Here is an 18,657-nt window from a genome sequence, read left to right as displayed (position 1 = left end):
CGGGTCCATCCCCGCGTGCGCGGGGAGCAGGGATGCGCAGTGAGGCGTCAAGGACGGTCTTGGGGTCCATCCCCGCGTGCGCGGGGAGCAGTCCGACCTGTCAAGCCCGGTCCCCGACTCCGTAGGTCCATCCCCGCGTGCGCGGGGAGCAGGCTGGATGACCTGCGGGTTTATCCGGCCGGCAGGCTGGTTTCATTCACTTCCCGAGAATGCGACAAAACGCTCGCCGGAGAACTCATCGGGCCAGGCTAGCGCAGCCCTCCCCCACCGCCGTTGAACTTCGTAGTGCGGATGGTGCGCCAGGGGCGGCGAACGAATCCGGGCTCGATCCGCTCCGCGTCCTCCAGCCGCCCCTGCTTCGTGAAGATCCAGGCGAGGCAGGTGATCCCCACCGCCTCCAGGTACGGATCGTCCGATGCGCGTGCGGTGTCCGATGCCTGCTCCATCGCCGTGCACGCGGCGTCTTCCTGCCCAGCGCCGCGAGCGTGTTCGCTGCGACCTGGTGCGCCTCGGCCAGGACCGCGTGGGCCGCGCGCCGCGTGGGAGGCGGAGCATGCGACGCCCCCACGCGGACGGACCGGTCGGGCACTCACTGATCGTTGTGTGTCCACGGGTGCGGGTCGGGGTTCTCCCACAGCGGTGGCGGTGCGGCGCGGTCTTCGACGAGGGCGCCGGAGAGGGGGCAGGGCCGGGCCGTGCGGGTGTGCTCGGATATGCGGCCGTCGGTCACAGTGACGCGGTGGCGGCACCGCGGGCAGCGCAGCGAGCTGAGACGGCCGAACGGGTCGCGGTGCATGGCTGGCTTTCTGGTAGGGGATGAGCGACAGGGGTGAAGGGTCGGCCCCCGGGGCCGGTCCCGCGCCCGGGGGCGCGCGGGGCTGGCCCCTGGGGGCCGGTCTCAGTTCGCCGGGGCTGGGTGGGGCTGGTCGGCGGGTTCCCCGAGGATGAGCAGGGGTAGTTCGTTGCCGCGCTCCAGTGCGTCGAGTGCTTCGCGGACGCGGGCTTCCTGGTCGGGTCCGGCGTGCCGGGACAGATCAGCGGGGGCGATCAGCGCGCACGCGGTCAGCTCGCCGCCAGTGGCGGCGGGCAGCGCCAGCGCCCCGGCTTCCTCGTCGGTGAGCACGCCCCCTTCGCAGACCACGTTCAGCCCCTCGGCGGAGGTGCCGTCCGCACCGGCGGGAACTTGATCGAGTGTCAGGAAGTGGGTGGGGCGGCGGATAAGGCCGGTCTTGTTGCGCAGTTCCCGCGCGGCTGTCTGCGCGATGCTCTCGCCAGGGTGCGCGCTGCCGCCGGGCAGATTCCATCCCGCCTTGTGGGCGGGTTTGACCATCAGGACGTGTCCTGCTTCGTCGGTGACCAGTACGGCGCAGGCAAGACGGCGACGCGGGGGCCGGGCAGGGTCGAGATCAGCGTGTGCCACGAGGCCAACTCCTTCAGCAACAGGGAGAGGAAGAGGGAGAGGGGACGGGAGCTGGTCGTCAGGGTGAGGCGGGCGCCCGCCACCGCTCCGGGCCGCCTTACGGGAGCGGAACGCGGCCCAGCGCGCGGCCCAACTGGGCGTGCAGCGCTTCCGACTCGGCGCGCGAGAGGTTCAGGTCCACATACGTGCACGGCACCCCGTCGCGGGACAGTCGCAGCGCCAGCACGCACCGCCCCGCCCGCTCACCCCGCAGCGGCTCACCCGGGACACACTCCACACCCCACCCGTGGGGCCGGGCAGCGCTGTTCCGCGCGTCGTGCCGCGCGACGGGTGCGCCCACCGCCTCCCCCTGCCCGTTCAGCGCGCGGGAGAACTGCGCGTGCAGCGTCACGGCTTCCCCCGGGGGGAGGGACAGGTCGAGGTCCGCGAACCACTCGCCATGCCGCAGTACCCACAAGGGCAGCACACAGCCGCCGCCGTTCCGCGCGGGCCGTACCGGTCGGCCGGGGATGCATTCGATGCGCCAGACACCGGGACGGGGCACGCTCACCGCTCCGCCTCCCGTTCCGTGACCGAGTGGGCTACCCACTCCGGAGCGTGCGGGGAGGCCGCCAACTGCGGCAGGCACGGCGGGCAGGCGTACGGGAGGAACCGCGCCAAGCTGGTCTGCTCCACCGTCGACAATGTGCCGCACCGCACGCAGATACGGGTGAGGATCACCGCACACTCCCCTCAACCGCACCAGGCACCGCCTGAAGGTGCCGCGCGCAGTCCAGACACGCGTACACCGACTCCACCGGCCCCCGCCCCGACTCCACCCGCGCCACCACAACCCCCGCACACATCGGCCGCGCACACCGGCAGCACACCGCCGCAGCACGCAGCCGCACCCCGCTCACGACGCAACCCCCACCCGCACACCGCGGATGACCTCCGGCCCCAAATCGACGCCCCCCACCGCGAGAACCAGCACACGACGCCGCCCCCGCCGCTCCCACGCAGCCACATACGGCCGCACCATCGGCAACGCATCCGCATCAATCACCGTGTCATCGGGAAGACGACGGCGGGGAGTCGGCAACGGCAACGGCACACAAGGCCGTACGACAGGCACACCGCCACGGTGCCGCCCGGACGGCGACGCAGAGGCCACCCATTTCCTCAACAACTCGATGGCGCACCGGATAGTGTTCATGTGCCTGCCTGCTTCCTTCAGTTGGGCCACGCCCCCGGACCGACGCGCATCGGTTGCGGGGGTTCTGATGTGGCGGAGGGTTCTGCCCTTGCGGAGTTCGGTACCTGCGGCGTCCCGAGCGTTGGTGTCTCGGGCCTGCTTTCGGGTACTACTTTGCGTATCCCAACCATCACTCACGCTGGACCACTTGACGCCCCTCGGGCGTTGTCAGAGCGTCCGACAACAGCGGGAGGCTGTATGACCGAACAGACAGACGATGAGCAAGACGCCCGGGAGACCCTCAGCCATGCGCTGGCGATGCTGAGGAAGAAGGCGGGCAAGTCACTGGCGCAGCTGTCGGAGGATTCTGGATATGAGCGCAGCTACTTGAATCGCCTCGAAACTGGGCAGCGCTTGTCAAAACGCCCAGTGATGGAGGATCTCGACACTTACTATGAGACTGATGGATTGCTGGTCAGACTCTGGAAAGCTGCATGCAACAGCGTCATCAGTAACCGATTCAAGCTGTTCATGCAGTACGAAGAGGGGGCCGTGATCATGCATAAGTTCATGACCGCCGTCCCCGGACTTCTTCAGACTGAGGATTACGCGCGCGCCATCCTGTCCTCATCTCCGAACCACTGGGGGCCGGAGTGGCTAGAGGAACAGGTGGCCTTGCGGCTCAGCCGTCAGGAGTTGCTGAGGCGAGAGCCCTACCCGAGCCTCCGTGTGATCCTGGATGAATCCACACTTCGACGACCTACCGCTGACGCGAAGGTGTGGGCCGGTCAGCTTGAACACCTTGTGGAGTCGGCCGAACGCCCGTTCGTGGTGCTTCAGGTCCTTCCCTTCACCGCTGGAGTCCATGACCTCATGGGCGGCTCTCTGTCTTTGCTGTGGCAGGCAGACGGGGCAGGCGTTGCCTACTTGGAGGGCAACAAGTCAGGAGACTTGGTAGAGGATGCGGAAGAAGTGGCGCAGTACCGACTGTCCTACGATCGGCTACGGGACTCGGCACTTCCACCGCCAGCCTCACTCGACTTCATCAGGAGAATCATGGAGGGCAACGCATCATGAGCACCCCCAACCTTGCCAGCGCACAGTGGCGCAAGAGCAGCTACAGCAACGGGGGCGACGCCACTTGTGTTGAGGTTTCCGACAGCTTCCCCGGCGTCACGCCGGTACGGGACTCGAAGAACCCCCACGGTCCCGCGATCGTCTTCCCCGCATCGTCCTGGACGTCGTTCGTCTCGGCGGTCAAGGGCGGAGCACACCCTGCTGCCTGACGTTCCCGAGCGCCTACGCGAAGACGACGGCCCCCGCCACGGTGGGGCCGTCGTGCTGCGGAGCGACGCGCACAGCCGAACGGGCCGCCTCCTAGGCTGTGCTCATGTCCCGTCGTGACCATGTTGACCTGCGCCCCGTCCTGGAGAAGGACCTCGACCTGCTGGAGCGGCTGTACGAAGACCCCTCCGAGGCCGGGGACCACGGCTTCTTCGGATACCGCAACCCGGGGCAGCTCCGACGCCAGTGGGCCGACGGTTTCCTGTCCGCCCAGGGCGGGCGGCTGGTGATTGCCGCGGACGGCGGCCGGTTCGTCGGCGAGGTGCAGTGGCACGAGGTGTTCCAGGGCCCGGCGTCCCCCTGCTGGAACATCGGCGTGTCCCTGCTCACCGCCGAACGCGGCAAGGGATACGGCACACAGGCCCAGCGCCGGCTCGCCGCTTACCTCTTCGACCACACCAAGGTCAACAGGGTCGAGGCGAGTACGGAGCTGGCGAACATCGCCGAGCAGCGCGCCCTGGAGGGGGCGGGCTTCACCCGCGAGGGTGTCCTGCGCGGCGCCTGCTTCCGTGCGGGCGTCTGGCGCGACATGGTCATGTACTCCGTGCTGCGTACGGACGTCGCCGCCGGGGCGTAGCCGACCAGCTCGGCCTGGCCGACGCCGGGGTCAGCGCGGGTCAGCGCTGCCGCTGCCGCAGCAGCAGCGCGGCGAGCAGCGTGCCGAGCGCCAGCAGCCCGCACGCGACCCACGCCGCCGCCCGGTGCCCGGCCGACAGCGCCTCGGCGGTCCCGCCGCCGTGCCCGCCGGTCGCGCTCGCGGCGACGGTGACCAGGGCGGCCAGGCCGAGGGAGCCGCCGATCTGCCGGGAGCTGTTGATCAGCCCGGTGGCCATCCCCGCCTCGTGCGGCGCGACGTCGGCGGTGGCCGCCGTACCCAGCGGCACGATGGACATGCCCACGCCGTACGCGGTCACCAGCGACGGACCGAGGATCGCGGTGGCGAAGCCGCCGTCGGCGGTGAGCGCCAGCGCGAACCAGCCGAACCCGGCGGCGGTGACCACCCCCGCGCTCACCAGGACGATGCGCGTGCCCAGCCGGGCCAGCGTCCTCGTCGCCGTCACCGAACCGGCGACGACACCGAAGCAGAACGGCAGGAACGCCAGACCGGTGGCGGCGGGCCCGTAGTCCAGCACGTGCTGGAGATGGAGCGAGACGAAGTAGAAGACCGCGAACTGCCCGGACGCCACCAGCAGCATGAACACGTTGGCCGTGACCACCGGGCGCCGGGTGAGCAGCCGCATCCGCAGCAGCGGCTCGGCCGTGCGCAGTTCGACCGCCGCGAACAGCGCCAGCAGCGCCGCCGACAGCGCCAGTGTGAGGACCGTGGTCCGCGAGCCCCAGGAGTGGGTCTCGGTGCGGATGACGCCCAGCACCAGCGTGGACGTCCCGGCCGTCACCAGCAGCGCGCCCGCCAGATCCAGGCGCGGGGCCGGGCCGTCGCGCCGGTCGGCCGATACTCGCCGTGCCGCGAGCAGGACGGCCAGCACGATCGGTACGTTGACCAGCATCACCGCGCGCCAGCCTGCCGACTCGGTCAGCAGCCCGCCCGCCAGCACCCCGACCGCCCCGCCGACCGCCGAAGCCGCGCCCCACAGTCCCAGTGCACGGGAACGCGCGGGTCCCGCGGGGAAGTTGACGGTGATCAGGGCGAGCGCGACCGGAGCCAGGCCCGCCGCCCCGGCACCCTGCACCGCGCGGGCGGCGGTCAGCTGCCAGGGCTCCTGCGCCGCCGCCCCGGCCGCGCTGGCCAGGCCGAACAGCAGCAGCCCGGCCAGCAGGGTGCGGCGACGGCCCGCCAGGTCGCCGATCCGGCCGCCGAGCATCATCAGGCCGCCGAAGGCGAGCGCGTAGGCGTTGACCACCCAGGGCAGGTCGGCGCTGGTGTAGCCGAGGTCGGAACGGATGTCCGGCAGGGCGACGTTCACCACGGACATGTCCAGCGACACGGTGAACTGCACGGTCAGGACGACCGCGAGCAGCAGCCGTCCGCCGTGCGCGCCCGTGCCCGTGGCCTCCCCGGGCGGCGCGGGGGCGCGTACGGGGGCGGGGGAGTCGGTCCCGGTCATCCGCGGTTCTCCCGCAGGGCCGTCGGCTCGGTCCGGGTGCCCGCGGCGCGGGTGAGGGAGAGCAGGTCGGTGGGCCCCTCGATCTCCAGCCGGTGCCACCGCCCGGCCGGGACGACGAAGAGCGTGCCCGCCCCGATCCGTACGGTCTCCGCCGCCGCGGCGTCCGCGGAACTCAGGTGGACGTGTGCCGCGCCGGTCAGCACCGCCAGCAGTTCGTCGGACTCCGGGTGCAGTTCCCACAGGTCGGAGTGGACCTCGGTGTTGTCGGTGAGGTGGGCCAGGGCGAAGGTCCAGCCGTCGAGGCTGGGTCCGGCGGCGAAGTCGCGGGCCATGGGGCGCACGCTGCCGTCGTCGCGCAGCTGCGTCATGGTGGTGGCGAGGGCGGGTGTCCTGGTGGTGGGCATGGCGGAGTCCTTCCGGGCGGCAGGATTCGGTTCGGGAGCGCACCGTGCGGCGCGCAACGCAACTCAAAGTTGCGATAGCCTGAGAGTGCCACAGTGTCCGCGAATAACGCAACTAGGAGTTGCAATGACGTCCGATTCCCCCGCACCGGACCGCCCCCGGACGGCCGGGCGCGGTCCGCGGATGCACGCCGCCGTCCTGGCCGCCACGCTCGACGAGCTGACGGAGGCGGGCTACGCCGCGCTCACCGTGGAGCGGGTCGCGCAGCGCGCCGGGGTGCACAAGACGACGGTCTACCGGCGCTGGAAGGACCGCGCGGCCCTCGTCGTCGACGCCTTGGCGGGCCACGTCGCGGTGGACATCCCCATGCCCGACACCGGCTCGATCGACGGCGACCTGCGCGAGCTGGCGCGGTCGCTGGTCGCCTGGCTGTCCGGGCCGACGGGCCGGGCGGTGGAGGCCGCGCTGTCCTCGGACGCCAGTCGGCTGCCGGAGATCGCCGGGGCCAGGGCGCGGGTCTTCGGCGACCGGTTCCGCCGGGCCGAACCGGTGATCACCCGTGCCGTCGCCCGGGGTGAATTGCCCGTCGGCACGGACCCGTCCGCCGTGGTGCGGACGCTCGCCGCGCCGATCCACTTCCGGTTCCTGGTGACGGGTGAGCCGCTCGACCAGGCAGCCGCCGACCAGGCGGCCCGGATCACGCTGGCCGCCGCCCGTGCCGGGGTGCTCGGCACCCCGTGAGCGCCGTGCGGAGAACGGACCGGGGTCCGGCGCCCCTGGTGCGGGCGCCGGACCCCGGTCCGGCAGCGGACGGTGCCGCCGCTGCCGTGGTGCTGCCGTGCTGCCGAGCTGTGATGCCGCCGGTCCCGGCGTGCTGCGGGCCGGACCGGCTCCGTGCGGGTCAGTCCCGGGCGGAGCGGCGCTTGCGGGCGACCATCAGCAGCGCGCCACCGGCGGCGACGACCGCGGCGGCGATGCCCGCGATCATGGGAGTGTTGCTGGACGAGCCGGTCTCGGCCAGGTCGGCCGGTGCCGGGCTGGACGAGCCGGCGGGCTCGACCTTCGCCGGGGCGCTGCTGCTCGGCGCCTCGGAGGGCTCGGCGGGCTCGCTGGGCGAGGCCGTCTCCTCGGGGGCGCTCTCGCTGGGCGAGGGTGTCTCGGCCGGCGTGCTCTCGCTCGGCGAGGGCGTCTCCTCGGGGGTGCTCTCGCTCGGTGTCGGGGCGGGGGACTCCTCGCCCTCACACACGGGTGAGGTCTTGGTGTCTTCGAAGTTGTACTTGTCGCCGTCGTTGGCCTTGACGACCAGCTTGACGGTGACCTCCTTGTCGTGGGCGGGAAGTTCCAGTTCCTTCTGGAAGCTGCCGCCGAACGACTCGGTGGGCAGCAGGTCCTTGCCGTCCACCGTGATGGTCACGGTGTTGGTGGGCTTCTGGCTGTAGTAGGCCAGGTTGACGGACACCGAGTCGCAGTCGACCTCCCACTTCGGCGTGTGGGCCGAGGCGGGAGCGGCGAGGAATATGCCGGTGCCGACCAGCGCGGCAACCCCGGTCGCGGCGAGCGCGGCCGTGCGGCGGGGTCTGTGGTGAGCGGACAATGTGGCCTCCGGTTCGAGGACGTACTCATGGGGTAGGTGTTGCGAGCACAGAACCTACTCCGCTCGGGGCGCTGGAGCGACATCCGCCCCCACATCTTCAAGAAGCGGACGCATAGGTCCAGTTCAGACATGCCCGCGAGGAGCGCCCGCGTAGGTTGTAGAGGTGACCCTGCTGGCTGCCGCCGTTCTTGTGCACGACCGGTCCACCGACCGCGTCGTGCTGCTCCGGCGCGGCGCGAACGCGCACTACGGCCGGGGTCTGTGGGACCTGCCGGTCGGCAAGAACGAGCCGGGCGAGTCCGTCACCGGGACCGCCGTGCGCGAGCTGCGCGAGGAGACCGGACTCGTCGTCGCCGCCGCGTCCCTGCGCGTCGTCCACCTCGTGCACGGGGCGTGGGGGCCACAGGCGCCCGAGGGTTACCTGTCCGTCGTCTTCGCCGCCCGCGAGTGGACCGGCGAGCCCGTCAACCGCGAGCCGCACAAGCACACCGAGGTGCGCTGGCGGGACGCGGGCGCCCTGCGCGAGGGGCGCGGCGGCTGCGTGCGCTCGGCCGCCGGAGCGCTGGCGGCGTACTTCGCGGGCGGCGGCCCGGGCGTCAGCCTCCACGGGTGGGACGGCGCCTGACCCGCGCGCCCGCGCCGCGACGGGCCGCTACTGGGGATCGCCGCTGCCGTACGGGCGGGTGATGGCCTCCATGCCGTGGCCGGCCGGGTCCATGAAGTAGACGCCGCGCCCGCCGTCGTTGCGGTTGATCTCGCCGGGCCGCCGGCCGTGCGGCTCGGCGTAGTAGGTGATGCCGCCGTCCTGGAGGCGTTGGAAGATCCCGTCGAACTCCTCCTCGGTGACGAGGAAGGCGTAGTGCTGCGTGACGATCGACTGCGCCGGGGCGTCGGCGAAGTCCAGCGTCACGCCGTTACTCAGGTCGAGGGGGACGAAGGGGCCCCACTCGGCGCCCGCCTCCAGCCCGAGGATGTGGGCCAGGAACGCGGCGGACTCGTGCTTGTCGTGGGAATGCACGATGGTGTGGTTCAACTCGACGGCCATGCCGGATGCCTCCGTGTCTCCGTGCCCGGTCCGGGAGCACAGACCCTAGGCGGGGGTTTCGGCGGTGTCATCAGGGCCACGCCGCCGACGCCCCGGGACCGTTCACGGGCTGAGTATGCGCGTGGGCTGAGTGTGACGTGTCACAGACAACGCGACGGTGTTGTGGCAGCTTCAACGAGGTTACTCATCAGTGGGGTTGGAGCCCCGCCGGGCCGGAGGGCGGGTCGGGCGGGCCGCGGATGAAGAGGGTCATATGAGCACTGTGGAAGCCGGGACGCTGGACCAGGTGGTCGACACGCTTCGCTACCCCCTGTCCGACCTCGACAGCGCAGGCGGAGCGGCGGTGATCGCCCGTGCCCGGCGCGAGCTGGCCGACGTCGGCTGCACCGTCCTGCCGGACTTCGTACGCCCCGCGCTGCGCGAGTCCCTGCGGCGGGAGTGCGCGGCGCTCGCGCCGCGGGCCCACTTCGACGTGGAGACCGTGAACGTCTACAACATGGCCGTCGACCCCGCGCTGCCTCCGGACCACCCGGGCCGCACCTCCTTCGAACGCGGCAACGCCTTCGTCCCCCGCGACCGCGTCCCCGCCGGGGCCCTGATCAGCCGCCTCTACACGCACGGCGCCTTCCGGGAGTTCCTCGCCCGCTGCTTCGGGCTGCCCCGGCTGTACGAGCTGGCCGACCCGCTCTCCGGCCTCGTCCTGAACGTCGTCGAGCCCGGCCGGGAGCACCCCTGGCACTTCGACACCAACGAGTTCACCGTCAGCATGCTCACCCAGGACGCCCAGGACGGCGGTGTCTTCGAGTACTGCCCCGGCATCCGGTCCGCGCACGACGAGCACTTCGACGACGTACGGGACGTGCTCGGCGGCCGGGGCGAGCGGCTCACGCGGCGGCTCCCGCTGCGCCCGGGCGACCTCCAGCTCTTCCAGGGCCGCTACTCCCTGCACCGGGTCAGCCCCGTACGGGGCGCGGTCGCGCGCCACTCGGCGATCTTCGCGTACAGCGAACGGCCCGGCGTCGTGGGCAGCGTGTCCCGCACCCGGCAGCTCTTCGGCCGGGTGCTGCCCGCGCACCTGGCGGCCGAGGGCCGCGCCGTACGGGGTGACGCGCTGCTCGACTGAGGGTCGACCGAGGGACCGCACGGCCGCGCCCGGCAGCCGCGCGGCACGAGATCCACTGGCATCCACGGAGGGGTAAGCGGCGTGCGCTTCGACGCGACCGGAAAAGTCTCGCTCGACCACATCTACACCCGCCCCGACCCCCGCGCGTACTTCACCGTGCTGCGCACACTGGACTACCGGGTGCCGCAGCAGGCCAAGCCCTACTTCGCGAAGCTCATCACGGAGTACCGGGAGAGTGCGCGCGTCGAGTCGCCCAAGGTGCTGGACATCGGCTGCTCCTACGGCGTCAACGCCGCCCTGCTCAAGTACGACGTGACCATGGACGAGCTGTACGCGCGCTACGCGGCGGACCCGGACCACGATCAGGACCCGGCCGTGGCCCCGGCCCCCGCCGCGAGCCCCGCCGCCCGCCGGGAACTGCTCGCCCGGGACCGGGAGCTGGCCCGCTCGCGCCGCCCCGCCCGCCCCCTGCGCTTCATCGGCCTCGACCCCTCCGGCCCCGCGCTCGACTACGCGCTCCAGGCGGGCTTCCTGGACGAGGCGGTCCACGCCGACCTGGAGGAGCGCGACCCCACCCCCGCCCAGCGCGCCCGGCTCGCGGGGGCGGACCTGGTCATCTCCACGGGCTGCCTGGGCTACGTCACCGAACGCACCCTGGCCCGCGTCGTCCGAGCCCAGGACGGCGCTCTCCCCTGGATGGCACACTTCGTGCTGCGGATGTTCCCCTTCGATCCGGTCGAGCGCGTGCTGGCGGGTTTCGGGTACGAGACCGTGCTGCTGGACGGCGTGTTCCCGCAGCGCCGGTTCGCCTCCCCCGCGGAGCAGCGGCTCGTGCTGGACACGATGTCGGCGGCCGGGGTCGACGCGAGGGGACTGGAGGCGGAAGGCCGGCTCTACGCGCGGCTCCACATCTCGCGACCGTCCACAGATCACCACGAGCCGAATCGAGTACGGATGTGAATACCCGTCAGGAAACCGACGGCAGCGCCGCCGCCGCGGCCACCCCCTCCACCTTCGCGCACGAGGACAGCCTGCCGCGCGTCCCGCTGCCCGCCCTGGAGGAGAGCTGCGCGCGCTTCCTCTCCTGGTGCGCGCCGCTGCTCACCCCCGAGGAGCGGGCCGCGACCGAGGCCGAGGTGGCCGCGTTCCTGCGCCCCGGCGGCCCCGGGCGGCTGCTGCACGCGGCGCTGGCGGAGTACGACCGGGCGGACGGCGTGCACAGCTGGCTCGACACCTTCTGGCCGTACCGCTACCTGGGCCGCCGCGACCGGATCGCGCTCAACGCCAACTTCTTCTTCCTCTTCCGCGACACCGGCGAGTCGCAGGTGGAGCGGGCGGCCGGGCTGATCGCGGGCGCCGTCCACTACAAGCGGCAGCTCGACCAGGAGCGGATTCCGCCGGTGGAGCAGCGCGGCCAGGCGCTGTCGATGGAGCAGAACAAGTACCTCTTCTCCACCACCCGCATCCCCGGCGCACCGCAGGACACCGTCCGCAACCCGTACACCGTCCTGCCGCCGTACACCGAGCAGACGCCGGGCCCCTCGGAGGCGCGGCACATCGTGGTGTTCCACCGCGGCGGCATGTTCAAGATGGACGTGCAAGGCGCGGACGGGGTGCCGCACAGCCTGGCGGACCTGGAGGCGGGGCTGCACGCGGTGCTGAAGTCCGGTGCCGAGCCCGCCGGTTCCGACGCGCCGGTGGGGCACCTGACCACGATGGCCCGCGCCGAGTGGGCGGCCACCCGCGAGTCCCTGCTGACCTGCGACCCGCGCAACGCGGCCGTGCTGGACGACGTGGAGACCGCCCTCTTCTGCCTCTGCCTGGAGGACTTCGCACCGCGGGACACCCAGGAGGCGTGCGACAACCTGCTCTACGGCGACCGCGGCAACCGCTGGTTCGACAAGGCGCTCTCCCTGATCGTCTTCGCCGACGGCCGGGCGGGCATCAACGTCGAGCACTGCGGCCTGGACGGCACCACCATCCTCAGCTTCGTCGACGCCGTCCTGGGCACCCCCGCCGAGGAGCAGTCCCGGCTCTCCGGGGCCCGCTCGCAGGGGCTGCCCGCGACGGAGCCGCTCGCCTTCACCCTGGACGAGGCGCTGCGCGCCCAGGTGCGCACCGCCGCCGAGGAGTTCGCGGCGTACGGCGACGGCACCGCGACGGCCCTGGTCTCCTTCGACGACTTCGGCGGCAGCGCGGCCAAGGCGCTGCGCGTCTCGCCGGACGCCTTCGTCCAACTCGCCTACCAGCTCGCGCACCAGCGCGCCAAGGGCCACCTGGGCGCCACCTACGAGTCGATCGCCACCCGCCAGTGGCGGCGCGGGCGCACCGAGGCGATGCGCGTGGTCACGCCCGAGATCCAGCGGTTCGTGGCCGCCATGGAGGACCCGGCGGTCGGCCCGGAGGCCCGGCGGGCCGCCTTCCGCGCCGCCGCCGAGCAGCACGTGACGCGCGCCAAGGAGTGCCAGCGTGGCGAGGCGCCCGAACAGCACCTGTGGGAGCTGGAGCTGATCCAGCGGCGGCGCGGTACGGAGCTGGGCGTGCCCGACCAGCCCGCGCTGTACCGCACGCCGGGCTGGCGCACGATGCGCGACGACTACCTGAGCACCAGCTCGGCGCCGTCCCGGCACATCCAGTACTTCGGCTTCGGCTCCACCAGCAGCCGCTGCATCGGCGTCGCGTACGTGCTGCTGCCCGAGCAGTTCAACGTCTACCTCAGCACGCCGCGGCCGGTCGCCGACCAGATGAGCGCCTTCGCGGACCGGCTGCGCGAGGCGGTCGGCGAGCTGCGCGAGCTGCTGGCCGTCCAGGAGGCGTGAGCGGGGCCGCCGCCGCCCGGCCCCTGGGCCGCGCGGCGGCGGCGAGCGCCCCGGCCGCAGCGGCGCGGGTCGTGCGCGGTCGTGCGCGGTCGTGCAGGACGGACGACTGAACGGAGGTGAGCGCGGTACCCGGACGGCGTACGCACCGTCCCGAGGAGGATTCCGTGCCGATCGCCACCGTCAATCCGGCCACGGGGGAGACCGTCGAGACCTTCGACCCCCTGGGCGCCGAGGAGATCGAGAAGCGCCTCGCCACCGCCCGAGCCGCCTACGACAGCTACCGCACGACGACCTTCGCCCACCGCCGGGAGCGGCTGCGGGAGGCGGCCTGGCTGCTGGCGGGGGAGGAGGAGAGCGTCGCGCGCACCCTGACCCTGGAGATGGGCAAACCGCTGGCTGCGGCGCGCGCGGAGGTCGCCAAGTGCGTCAAGGCGATGCGCTGGTACGCCGAGCACGCCGAGGAGCTGCTCGCGGACGAGGACCCCGCCGAGGCCGACGTGCGCGACTCCGGCGGCAGCCGCGCCACGGTGCGCTACCGCCCGCTGGGCCCCGTGCTCGCGGTCATGCCGTGGAACTTCCCGCTGTGGCAGGTGGTCCGCTTCGCCGCCCCGGCCCTGATGGCGGGGAACGTGGGCCTGCTCAAGCACGCCTCGAACGTCCCCCGCACCGCGCTGTACCTGGAGGACCTCTTCCGCCGCGCGGGCTTCGCCGAGGGCTGCTTCCAGACGCTGCTGATCGGCTCCGGGGCGGTGGAGGGCGTCCTGCGGGACCGGCGGGTCGTCGCGGCGACCCTGACCGGCAGCGAGCCCGCGGGCCGCTCGGTGGCCTCGATCGCGGGCGACGAGATCAAGAAGACGGTGCTGGAGCTGGGCGGCAGCGACCCGTACCTGGTGCTTCCCTCGGCCGACGTGGAGCGGGCGGCCGAGGTCGCGGTGACCGCGCGGGTGCAGAACAACGGCCAGTCCTGCATCGCGGCCAAGCGCTTCATCGTGCACACGGGGGTCTACGACGACTTCGCGCGGCGCTTCGTGGCGGGGATGTCGCAGCTGACCGTCGGGGACCCGGCCGCAGAGGCGACCGACGTCGGGCCGCTCTCCAGCGAGCAGGGCCGTGCGGACCTGGAGGCGCTGGTGGAGGACGCGCGGGAGCGCGGCGCGGCCGTCCTGTGCGGCGGCGGGCGCCCGGCCGGGCACCCTGGCGGCTGGTTCTACGAGCCGACCGTGCTCGCGGACGTCTCGCCGTCCATGCGCATCCACCAGGAGGAGGCGTTCGGCCCGGTCGCCACGCTCTACCGGGTCGCGGACCTGGACGAGGCGCTGGTGCTGGCCAACGACACCTCCTTCGGCCTCAGCTCCAACGTGTGGACGCGGGACGCCCTCGAGCAGCAGCGCTGCACCCGCGACCTGGAGGCGGGCGGCATCTACTTCAACGGCATGACCGCCTCGCACCCAGGCTTCCCCTTCGGCGGGATCAAGCGCTCCGGCTACGGGCGGGAGCTGGCCGGGCACGGTCTGCGCGAGTTCTGCAACGTGACGACCGTCTGGCACGGCGAGCCCCCCGAGGACTGAGGCCCCCGCCCGGCTGAGGCCTCAGTGGCCTCAGCCGGGCGTGCCTTCGCCCGCACCTTCCGTCCCGGTGCCTTCCCTCTCCTGTCCTTCACCGGCGGGGCCGGTGAAGGACAGCTCACCGTCGCGCACGTCCACACGCAGCCGCGTGCCCGGCTCCAGCTCGCCGCGCAGCAGCATCCGGGAGAGCGGGTTGTCCACCTCGCGCTGGATCGTGCGGCGCAGCGGCCGGGCACCGTACTCCGGCCGGTAGCCGCGCTCCACCAGCCAGTCCACGGCGGCCGGGGTGAAGTCGGCCGCCACGTCCTGGGCGTGCAGCCGGTGCCGCGTCTCCTCCAGCATCAGGTCGGTGACCTGCCGCAGCTGCGTCGCCGAGAGCTGCTGGAAGATCACGATCTCGTCGATCCGGTTGAGGAACTCCGGCCGGAAGTGCTCCCGCAGCGGTCGCAGCACCCTCTCGCGGCGCGCCTTCTCGTCGGCCTCCTCGCCACCGCCGCCGAAGCCCATCCCGGTGCCGCCGCCCACGATGGCCTCGGAGCCCAGATTGCTGGTCATCACGATCACGGTGTTCGTGAAGTCGACCGTGCGGCCCTGCGCGTCGGTGAGCCGTCCGTCGTCCAGCACCTGGAGCAGCATGTTGAAGACGTCGGGATGCGCCTTCTCGATCTCGTCCAGCAGCAGCAGCGCGTACGGGGTGCGCCGCACCGCCTCGGTCAGCTGGCCGGCCTCCTCGTGCCCCACGTAGCCCGGCGGGGCTCCGATCAGCCTGCTGACGGTGTGCCGCTCCTGGTACTCGCTCATGTCCAGCCGCACCATCCGCTCCTCGCTGCCGAAGAGCGCCTCCGCCAGGGCGCGGGCCAGCTCGGTCTTGCCGACCCCGGTCGGCCCCAGGAAGAGGAAGCTGCCCATCGGGCGGTCCGGGCTGGCCAGCCCGGAGCGGGAGCGCAGCACGGCGTCCGCCACCGCGCTGACCGCCTCCCGCTGGCCGACCACGCGCTGGTGCAGCTGCTCCTCCAGCCCCAGCAGCCTCTCCCGCTCCTCCTGGGTGAGGTTGCTGACCGGGATGCCGGTCTGCCGGGCCACGATCTCGGCGACGTCCTCGACGGTGACCTCGGCGATGCGGCCGCCCGGCTGCTCGGCGCTCTCGTCCTGCCCGAGCCGCTCCTCCAGCTCGGACAGCCGGTCGCGCAGTTGGGTCGCCCGCTCGAAGTCCTCGTCGGCCACGGCCTGCGCCTTGTCCCGGCGGGCCTGCTCGGCCTCGCGCTCCAGGGCGCGTACGTCCGTGCCGCGGGTCGAGTGGCGCAGCCGTACCCGGGCGCCCGCCTGGTCGATCAGGTCGATCGCCTTGTCCGGCAGGAACCGGCCGGTCAGGTAGCGGTCCGACAGATCGACGGCGGCGACCAGGGTCGCGTCGCCGTAGCGGACCTGGTGGTGCGCCTCGTAGCGGTCGCGCAGCCCCCGCAGGATCTCCACGGCGTCCTCGGCGGAGGGCTCGGACACCAGGATCGGCTGGAAGCGGCGGGCGAGCGCGGCGTCCTTCTCGATGTAGCGCCGGTGCTCCTCCAGCGTGGTGGCGCCGATGACGTGCAGCTCACCGCGGGCCAGCGGCGGTTTGAGCATGTTGCCCGCGTCCATCGAGCCGCCCTCGCCGCCGCCTGAGCCGCCGCCCGAGCCGGCGCCGACCACCGTGTGCAGCTCGTCGATGAAGATGATCAACTCGTCCGAGTGCTGCCGGATCTCGTCGATCAGGCCCTTGAGCCGCTCCTCGAAGTCGCCCCGGTAGCGGGTGCCCGCGACCACCCCGGAGAAGTCGATCTGGACGACGCGGCGCCCCAGCAGGCTGCCCGGCACGTCGCCGTCGGCGATGCGCTGGGCCAGCCCCTCCACCACGGCGGTCTTGCCCACCCCCGCCTCACCGATGAGGACCGGGTTGTTCTTGCCGCGGCGCGCCAGTACCTCGATGGCCTGCTCGATCTCCTCGTCCCGGCCGATCACCGGGTCGATGCGGCCCTCCCGGGCCCGCTCGGTCAGGTCGCTGCCCAGCGAGTCGAGCTGCGGGGTCGGGCTCGCCTGCGCCCGGCCCAGCTGCTGCTCGGGCGGGGCCGGGCGGCCGGGCCCGGGGCGCCTGGGAACGCCGCCGGACTGGAGCTGCGCGGTGTTGAGGATCTGCCCCGCCGCCGAGTCCTCGTTGCCCGCCAGCGCCAGCAGCACGTGCTCGGGGCCGATGTACGAGGCGCCGCCCGCCAGCGCCACGTCGTGCGCGTCGATGAGCACCCGCTTGACGGCCGGGCTGACGGCGATGGAGCTGCGGGGCGGGCCCTCACCCGCCTGCCGGTCGAGTTCGACGGCGAGCGCCTCGGGGTCGGTCCCCGCGCGCGCGACCATCGAACGCGTCGGCTCGATGCTCAGCGCCGCCCGCAGGAGGTGCTCGGTGTCCAGGTCGGTGTCACCGTGCTGCGCCGCGTAGCTGGCGGCGGACGAGACCAGCCGCCGGGCGGGCTCGCTCATCAGCCGGGCGAAGTCGAACTGCTGCGGGCGCGCACCCCGGTCCCCCGGGACGGGGGGTCCGAAGAAGCGTGCGAGGAACTCTCCGAGCGGGTCCCGACCGTGGTTCTCGGGGCCGCCCGCGTACCCGCTGGTCATATGCGCCATCCTCTCGGCCCGTGCCGGGGCGTCCGGCGCGGGCGGCGGTCGCGGTCACCGGCCGGGCCCGGCGCGTGCCCGCCCGCTGGGGGAGGGCCGCCGCCTGGCCGGCCGGAGAGGTGCCTGCGCTCCGGGTCTCCAGCGCGCGGGGAGCGAAACGGGCGCTCGGCGAGCGCGGGCGCGATGGCCGGTGGCCGCACCGGCACCCGCGCCCCCCGTACGGGTGAGGCCTGCGCGACGGGGGCCCGCGCCGCCGCCGGGCCGGTAGAAGTAGGACCGGCACGACCGGCACGAATAGTACGACCGTGAGGTCCGGGTGGCGGGGACCGGTTGCCCCCCGTACATCCGGTCCCCGCCGCCCTTCGCCTCCAGAATGCCGGGCCGTCGGCGCCGGAACCAGACGATTCGGGGCAGGCCGAATCCTCAGCATGCGGGAGCGTACGGATGATCCGAATCCACTTCTCGGTCAGCGACGTGGCCCGCACCCGGCTCGCCGACGCGCCCAGCCCGCTGGCGGTGACCACGCTGAGCATGATCTACCTGGTCCGCCGCCCGGAAGCCGCACCGCCCGGCTCCTGGCGCCGCGCCGTGCGGGACGGGCTGCGCGCCGCCGAGCGGAGCCGGCCCTGGTTCGCGGCGCTCGCCTGCACCCCCGACGGCCCCGTACCCGGCTTCCTGGTCCAGGGTCCGGAGCGCGGGCACACGCTGGAGAGCGAGCTGGAACGGCTGCGGTGCACGCCGCGCGGCACGCTGCGCGCCGACCTGGAGCACGTCGCCGACCGGCGCGGTCTGCCGCCCTGGCTGCGCGGCCTGGCCGACGGCGACCGAGCCGCGCTCGACGCGCTGGCCGGGTCGGTCCGCGACTACCACCGGCTGGCCGTCGCGCCGCACTGGAGCGATCTGCGTACCCGGCTCAACGCCGACCTGGCCATCCGGAGCAGGCAACTGCGCGAGGGCGGCGTCGAACAGGTCCTCGGCAGCCTCCACCCGCGCATGCACTGGCGACCACCGGTGCTGGAGGTGGACAGCCCGGACGAGCTGGACTACCGGCTGGACGGGCGCGGGCTGCTGCTCGCGCCCGCCGCGTTCGTCTCGTACGTGCCCTGCGATCCGGGCCAGGAGCAGCCGACCCTGCACTACCAGGTGGGCCCCGTGCACAGCCCGCAGCCGCCGCCGGCCGCCCCGCACGGTCCCTTCCCCGCACTCGCGGCCCTGCTGGGGCACGGCAGGGCGACCGTACTCGAAGTGATCGCCGGAGGCGTGTCGACCAGCCTGCTGGCCGAGCGTACGGGCCTGTCACCGGCCACGGTGAGTGAACACGCCTCCGTCCTGCGCCGTGCCGGGCTGGTGGCCACCCACCCGGCGGGCAGGGCGCGCCACCACACGCTCACACCACTGGGCGCCGAACTGCTGCACAGCGCGGCGCACGGCCTCGCCGACGGCCCCCGGCCGTGACCGGACC

20 protein-coding genes are annotated in these 18,657 nt (G+C 72.9%); 10 read left to right on the top strand and 10 right to left on the bottom strand.

Annotated elements, in window-relative coordinates; all coding sequences use genetic code 11:
- Positions 1 to 248 precede the first annotated feature (248 nt).
- From H299_RS40660 to H299_RS40655, 5 genes are all read right to left on the bottom strand, one after another.
- A complete protein-coding gene (locus H299_RS40660) occupies positions 249 to 446 on the bottom strand; it encodes a hypothetical protein (protein ID WP_027750653.1) in 198 nt (65 codons plus the stop codon).
- A 143-nt stretch (positions 447 to 589) separates the two neighbouring features.
- Entirely contained in the window at positions 590 to 796 is a 207-nt protein-coding gene (locus tag H299_RS36155; protein WP_037760526.1) for a hypothetical protein, read from the bottom strand.
- A 102-nt stretch (positions 797 to 898) separates the two neighbouring features.
- Entirely contained in the window at positions 899 to 1,420 is a 522-nt protein-coding gene (locus tag H299_RS36150) for an NUDIX domain-containing protein (RefSeq protein WP_078513025.1), read from the bottom strand.
- Between the two features lie 97 nt (positions 1,421 to 1,517).
- Positions 1,518 to 1,970, bottom strand: coding sequence for a hypothetical protein (locus tag H299_RS0125055; protein WP_027750652.1), 453 nt, complete (start codon positions 1,968 to 1,970; stop codon positions 1,518 to 1,520).
- Positions 1,967 to 2,095 carry a hypothetical protein gene (locus tag H299_RS40655; protein WP_486587413.1) on the bottom strand — a complete coding sequence of 43 codons (129 nt, stop codon included), beginning with the start codon at positions 2,093 to 2,095 and terminating at the stop codon, positions 1,967 to 1,969. The genes H299_RS0125055 and H299_RS40655 overlap by 4 nt, the downstream gene beginning before the upstream one ends.
- 757 nt (positions 2,096 to 2,852) lie before the next feature.
- Here H299_RS40655 and H299_RS0125045 point away from each other — a divergent pair.
- The 3 genes from H299_RS0125045 to H299_RS0125040 all read left to right on the top strand — a co-directional run bounded on the left by H299_RS0125045 (position 2,853) and on the right by H299_RS0125040 (position 4,515).
- Positions 2,853 to 3,671: a Scr1 family TA system antitoxin-like transcriptional regulator gene (locus tag H299_RS0125045; RefSeq protein ID WP_027750651.1), complete on the top strand. Its 819-nt coding sequence runs from the start codon at positions 2,853 to 2,855 to the stop codon at positions 3,669 to 3,671.
- Positions 3,668 to 3,880, top strand: a complete 213-nt coding sequence (locus H299_RS38650; RefSeq protein ID WP_078513024.1) for a DUF397 domain-containing protein — start codon at positions 3,668 to 3,670, stop codon at positions 3,878 to 3,880. Before H299_RS0125045 ends, H299_RS38650 begins: the two co-directional genes overlap by 4 nt.
- A gap of 104 nt (positions 3,881 to 3,984) precedes the next feature.
- Positions 3,985 to 4,515 (top strand): GNAT family N-acetyltransferase, encoded by a 531-nt coding sequence (locus tag H299_RS0125040; RefSeq protein WP_027750650.1) that lies wholly within the window; start codon positions 3,985 to 3,987, stop codon positions 4,513 to 4,515.
- Between the two features lie 40 nt (positions 4,516 to 4,555).
- Here the strand turns inward: H299_RS0125040 and H299_RS36145 are convergent, their stop codons facing one another.
- Positions 4,556 to 6,004: an MFS transporter gene (locus H299_RS36145; protein ID WP_078513023.1), complete on the bottom strand. Its 1,449-nt coding sequence runs from the start codon at positions 6,002 to 6,004 to the stop codon at positions 4,556 to 4,558.
- Positions 6,001 to 6,408, bottom strand: a complete 408-nt coding sequence (locus tag H299_RS0125030) for a cupin domain-containing protein (protein ID WP_027750649.1) — start codon at positions 6,406 to 6,408, stop codon at positions 6,001 to 6,003. Before H299_RS0125030 ends, H299_RS36145 begins: the two co-directional genes overlap by 4 nt.
- 124 nt (positions 6,409 to 6,532) lie before the next feature.
- Between H299_RS0125030 and H299_RS0125025 the strand changes: the two genes are divergently transcribed.
- Positions 6,533 to 7,147, top strand: coding sequence for a TetR/AcrR family transcriptional regulator (locus H299_RS0125025; RefSeq protein WP_486587412.1), 615 nt, complete (start codon positions 6,533 to 6,535; stop codon positions 7,145 to 7,147).
- Between the two features lie 160 nt (positions 7,148 to 7,307).
- Here the strand turns inward: H299_RS0125025 and H299_RS0125020 are convergent, their stop codons facing one another.
- Positions 7,308 to 8,000: an LAETG motif-containing sortase-dependent surface protein gene (locus H299_RS0125020; protein WP_027750647.1), complete on the bottom strand. Its 693-nt coding sequence runs from the start codon at positions 7,998 to 8,000 to the stop codon at positions 7,308 to 7,310.
- Between the two features lie 163 nt (positions 8,001 to 8,163).
- Here H299_RS0125020 and H299_RS0125015 point away from each other — a divergent pair, with 163 nt between their 5' ends.
- A complete protein-coding gene (locus H299_RS0125015) occupies positions 8,164 to 8,625 on the top strand; it encodes an NUDIX domain-containing protein (RefSeq protein WP_027750646.1) in 462 nt (153 codons plus the stop codon).
- Positions 8,626 to 8,652: 27 nt separating this feature from the next.
- Here H299_RS0125015 and H299_RS0125010 read toward each other — a convergent pair whose 3' ends face one another.
- Positions 8,653 to 9,045, bottom strand: coding sequence for a VOC family protein (locus H299_RS0125010; RefSeq protein ID WP_027750645.1), 393 nt, complete (start codon positions 9,043 to 9,045; stop codon positions 8,653 to 8,655).
- A 253-nt stretch (positions 9,046 to 9,298) separates the two neighbouring features.
- Here H299_RS0125010 and H299_RS0125005 point away from each other — a divergent pair, with 253 nt between their 5' ends.
- From H299_RS0125005 to H299_RS0124990, 4 genes are all read left to right on the top strand, one after another.
- Positions 9,299 to 10,168, top strand: coding sequence for a HalD/BesD family halogenase (locus H299_RS0125005; protein WP_027750644.1), 870 nt, complete (start codon positions 9,299 to 9,301; stop codon positions 10,166 to 10,168).
- A gap of 81 nt (positions 10,169 to 10,249) precedes the next feature.
- Complete coding sequence (locus tag H299_RS36140; protein WP_051262817.1) at positions 10,250 to 11,128, top strand: hypothetical protein; 879 nt, start codon at positions 10,250 to 10,252, stop codon at positions 11,126 to 11,128.
- Positions 11,125 to 12,987, top strand: a complete 1,863-nt coding sequence (locus H299_RS36135; RefSeq protein WP_037760523.1) for a choline/carnitine O-acyltransferase — start codon at positions 11,125 to 11,127, stop codon at positions 12,985 to 12,987. Before H299_RS36140 ends, H299_RS36135 begins: the two co-directional genes overlap by 4 nt.
- Positions 12,988 to 13,151: 164 nt before the next feature.
- The gene (locus tag H299_RS0124990) at positions 13,152 to 14,555 is read left to right on the top strand and encodes an NADP-dependent succinic semialdehyde dehydrogenase (RefSeq protein ID WP_027750643.1); all 1,404 of its coding nucleotides are present in this window, start codon (positions 13,152 to 13,154) and stop codon (positions 14,553 to 14,555) included.
- Positions 14,556 to 14,585: 30 nt separating this feature from the next.
- Here H299_RS0124990 and H299_RS0124985 read toward each other — a convergent pair whose 3' ends face one another.
- Positions 14,586 to 17,195, bottom strand: coding sequence for an ATP-dependent Clp protease ATP-binding subunit (locus H299_RS0124985; RefSeq protein ID WP_027750642.1), 2,610 nt, complete (start codon positions 17,193 to 17,195; stop codon positions 14,586 to 14,588).
- Between the two features lie 444 nt (positions 17,196 to 17,639).
- Here H299_RS0124985 and H299_RS0124980 point away from each other — a divergent pair, with 444 nt between their 5' ends.
- Positions 17,640 to 18,650: a winged helix-turn-helix domain-containing protein gene (locus H299_RS0124980; RefSeq protein WP_027750641.1), complete on the top strand. Its 1,011-nt coding sequence runs from the start codon at positions 17,640 to 17,642 to the stop codon at positions 18,648 to 18,650.
- Positions 18,651 to 18,657 lie beyond the last annotated feature (7 nt).

The sequence above is a fragment of the Streptomyces sp. CNH287 genome, from assembly GCF_000424825.1.
The sequence above is the reverse complement of the archived record's forward strand: the minus strand, read 5'-3'. Positions and strand labels throughout refer to the sequence as shown.

Bases quoted from the DNA above. Each gene is read 5' to 3' on its own strand.
- H299_RS0125045 (WP_027750651.1), top strand. From the start codon at position 2,853: ATGACCGAACAGACAGACGATGAGCAAGACGCCCGGGAGACCCTCAGC.
- H299_RS40660 (WP_027750653.1), bottom strand. From the start codon at position 446: ATGGAGCAGGCATCGGACACCGCACGCGCATCGGACGATCCGTACCTG.
- H299_RS38650 (WP_078513024.1), top strand. From the start codon at position 3,668: ATGAGCACCCCCAACCTTGCCAGCGCACAGTGGCGCAAGAGCAGCTAC.
- H299_RS36155 (WP_037760526.1), bottom strand. From the start codon at position 796: ATGCACCGCGACCCGTTCGGCCGTCTCAGCTCGCTGCGCTGCCCGCGG.
- H299_RS0125005 (WP_027750644.1), top strand. From the start codon at position 9,299: ATGAGCACTGTGGAAGCCGGGACGCTGGACCAGGTGGTCGACACGCTT.
- H299_RS0125025 (WP_486587412.1), top strand. From the start codon at position 6,533: ATGACGTCCGATTCCCCCGCACCGGACCGCCCCCGGACGGCCGGGCGC.
- H299_RS0124985 (WP_027750642.1), bottom strand. From the start codon at position 17,195: ATGACCAGCGGGTACGCGGGCGGCCCCGAGAACCACGGTCGGGACCCG.
- H299_RS36145 (WP_078513023.1), bottom strand. From the start codon at position 6,004: ATGACCGGGACCGACTCCCCCGCCCCCGTACGCGCCCCCGCGCCGCCC.
- H299_RS0124980 (WP_027750641.1), top strand. From the start codon at position 17,640: ATGATCCGAATCCACTTCTCGGTCAGCGACGTGGCCCGCACCCGGCTC.
- H299_RS0125010 (WP_027750645.1), bottom strand. From the start codon at position 9,045: ATGGCCGTCGAGTTGAACCACACCATCGTGCATTCCCACGACAAGCAC.
- H299_RS0125030 (WP_027750649.1), bottom strand. From the start codon at position 6,408: ATGCCCACCACCAGGACACCCGCCCTCGCCACCACCATGACGCAGCTG.
- H299_RS0125040 (WP_027750650.1), top strand. From the start codon at position 3,985: ATGTCCCGTCGTGACCATGTTGACCTGCGCCCCGTCCTGGAGAAGGAC.